The sequence below is a fragment of the Allosphingosinicella sp. genome (assembly GCF_036387215.1).
GTDB lineage: Bacteria > Pseudomonadota > Alphaproteobacteria > Sphingomonadales > Sphingomonadaceae > Allosphingosinicella.
The window spans coordinates 1-2168 of record NZ_DASVUE010000195.1; the positions used below are offsets into that span (position 1 = coordinate 1).

Annotated in this window: 3 protein-coding genes; all 3 read left to right on the plus strand. The window is 64.2% G+C overall.

Annotation, left to right across the window (positions count from 1 at the left end):
- Positions 1 to 448 (plus strand): ubiquinol-cytochrome c reductase iron-sulfur subunit (gene petA / locus VF662_RS07895; protein WP_464139629.1); only part of this gene is annotated, 448 nt, incomplete at its 5' end.
- A gap of 11 nt (positions 449 to 459) precedes the next feature.
- A complete protein-coding gene (locus VF662_RS07900) occupies positions 460 to 1773 on the plus strand; it encodes a cytochrome b (RefSeq protein ID WP_464139630.1) in 1314 nt (437 codons plus the stop codon).
- A gap of 11 nt (positions 1774 to 1784) precedes the next feature.
- The coding region (locus tag VF662_RS07905) for a cytochrome c1 (protein WP_464139632.1) at positions 1785 to 2168 on the plus strand (384 nt) is incomplete at its 3' end.

Consider the following 2168-nt stretch of genomic DNA (forward strand, 5'->3'; position numbering starts at 1 on the left):
CTATCCGCTGATCAACCAGATGAACCCGTCGGCGGACGTGCTCGCGCTCGCCTCCACCGAGGTCGACATCTCGCAGATCCAGCCCGGCCAGGCGATCAAGACGATCTGGCGCAAGCAGCCGGTCTTCATCCGCAACCTGACCCCGGCCGAGATCAAGCAGGCCAACGCCGTTCCGATCGGCGACCTTCGCGATCCGCAGACGCTCGCGGAGCGCACCCGCGACGGCAAGGCCAACTGGCTGATCACGATGGGCGTCTGCACCCATCTCGGCTGCGTGCCGCTCGGTACTGCAAATGGCGAGAATCGCGGCGAATATGGCGGCTATTTCTGCCCCTGCCACGGCTCGCACTACGATACCGCCGCCCGGATCCGCAAAGGCCCGGCGCCCAAGAATCTCGAAGTGCCGGAATATACGTTCGTTTCCGACACCGTCGTCCGCATCGGCTGAGGTAGACCAAGATGGCCTTTTCCTGGGCACAGCAATATGAACCCAAGCACCCGTTCATGCGGTGGATCGACACCCGGCTTCCGCTGCCGAGGCTCGTGTTCAACGCGGTCGGCGGCGGCTATCCGGTGCCGCGCAACCTCAACCATTTCTGGAATTTCGGAGTCCTTGCCGGCGTCGCGCTGACGATCCAGATCGTCACCGGCATCATCCTTGCGATGCATTATGCGCCGGCAGGCGACCTCGCGTTCAACTCGGTCGAGCACATCATGCGCGACGTGAACCAGGGCTGGCTCCTCCGCTACGCCCACGCGAACGGCGCGAGCTTCTTCTTCATCGTCACCTACATCCACATCTTCCGAGGGCTTTATTACGGCTCCTACAAGGCGCCGCGTGAGATGGTGTGGCTATTGGGCCTCGTCATCTTCCTGCTGATGATGGCGACCGCGTTCATGGGCTATGTGCTTCCCTGGGGGCAGATGAGCTTCTGGGGCGCCAAGGTGATCACCGGCCTGTTCGGTGCGATCCCGCTCGTGGGCGAGACGATCCAGACCTGGCTGCTGGGCGGCTTCGCGCCCGACCAGGCGGCGCTCAATCGCTTCTTCTCGCTCCACTATCTGCTGCCGTTCGTGATTGCGGGGGTGATCATCCTCCACATCTGGGCGCTTCACATTCCGGGTTCGGGCAACCCCACCGGCGTCGACGTCAAGACGCCGCAGGATACGATCCCCTTCCACCCCTATTACACGGCAAAGGACGGCTTCGGGCTCGGCCTGTTCCTGATCGCCTTCTGCGCGGTCACCTTCTTCGCGCCGAACTATCTCGGCCACGCCGACAATTACATTCCCGCCAATCCGCTGGCGACGCCCGCGCACATCGTTCCGGAATGGTATTTCTGGCCCTTCTACGCGATCCTCCGCGCCTTCACGGTCGACTTCATCCTGCCCGCCAAGCTCTGGGGCGTGCTGGCGATGTTCGCCTCGATCCTGCTGCTCTTCTTCCTGCCCTGGCTCGATACCTCGCCGGTGCGTTCGGGGAGCTACAGGCCGCGCTTCAAGCAGTTCTTCTGGATCCTCGTCGTCGACGTGCTGATCCTCGGCTATTGCGGCGGCGCTCCGGCCGAAGAGCCCTACGTGATGATCAGCCAGGTGGCGACCATCTACTATTTCGCGCACTTCCTCATCATCCTCCCGCTGCTCGCCAAGACCGAGCGGACGCTGCCGCTGCCGACCTCGATCGCGGCATCGGTGCTGCACGGGGAGAAGGCGGAATCCGCGCCCTATGGAACCCCGCCCCGCGAAGGCGGCCATGCGGTTCCGGCTGAATAAGGGGATTTGAAGTGCTGGTTCGTCTGATTGGCGCCCTTGTCGGCCTCGGCTTCATCCTCGTCCTCGTGATCTCCGTGATCACCGGCGCGAGCGGCTTCATCAACGAGCCGCCGGTGGAGGGCGTCGAGCACAAGTTCCACCTGGAGGCGAAGCACGTCTCGTTCCCGTCGGACGGGCCGCTCGGCCATTTCGACCGGGCGCAGCTGCAGCGCGGCTTCCAGGTCTACAAGGAGGTCTGCGCGGCCTGCCACGGCCTCAACCGCGTCGCGTTCCGCAACCTGGCGGACCTCGGCTACGAAGAGCCGGAGATCAAGGCGATCGCGCAGCAATGGGCGATCGAGGTTCCGGACATCAACCCGGCGACCGGCGAGCCGACGACGCGCAAGGCGCTCCCG

What these genes read in the sequence shown, in the direction of transcription:
- VF662_RS07900 (WP_464139630.1), top strand. Translation starts at nt 460, where the DNA reads ATGGCCTTTTCCTGGGCACAGCAATATGAACCCAAGCACCCGTTCATG.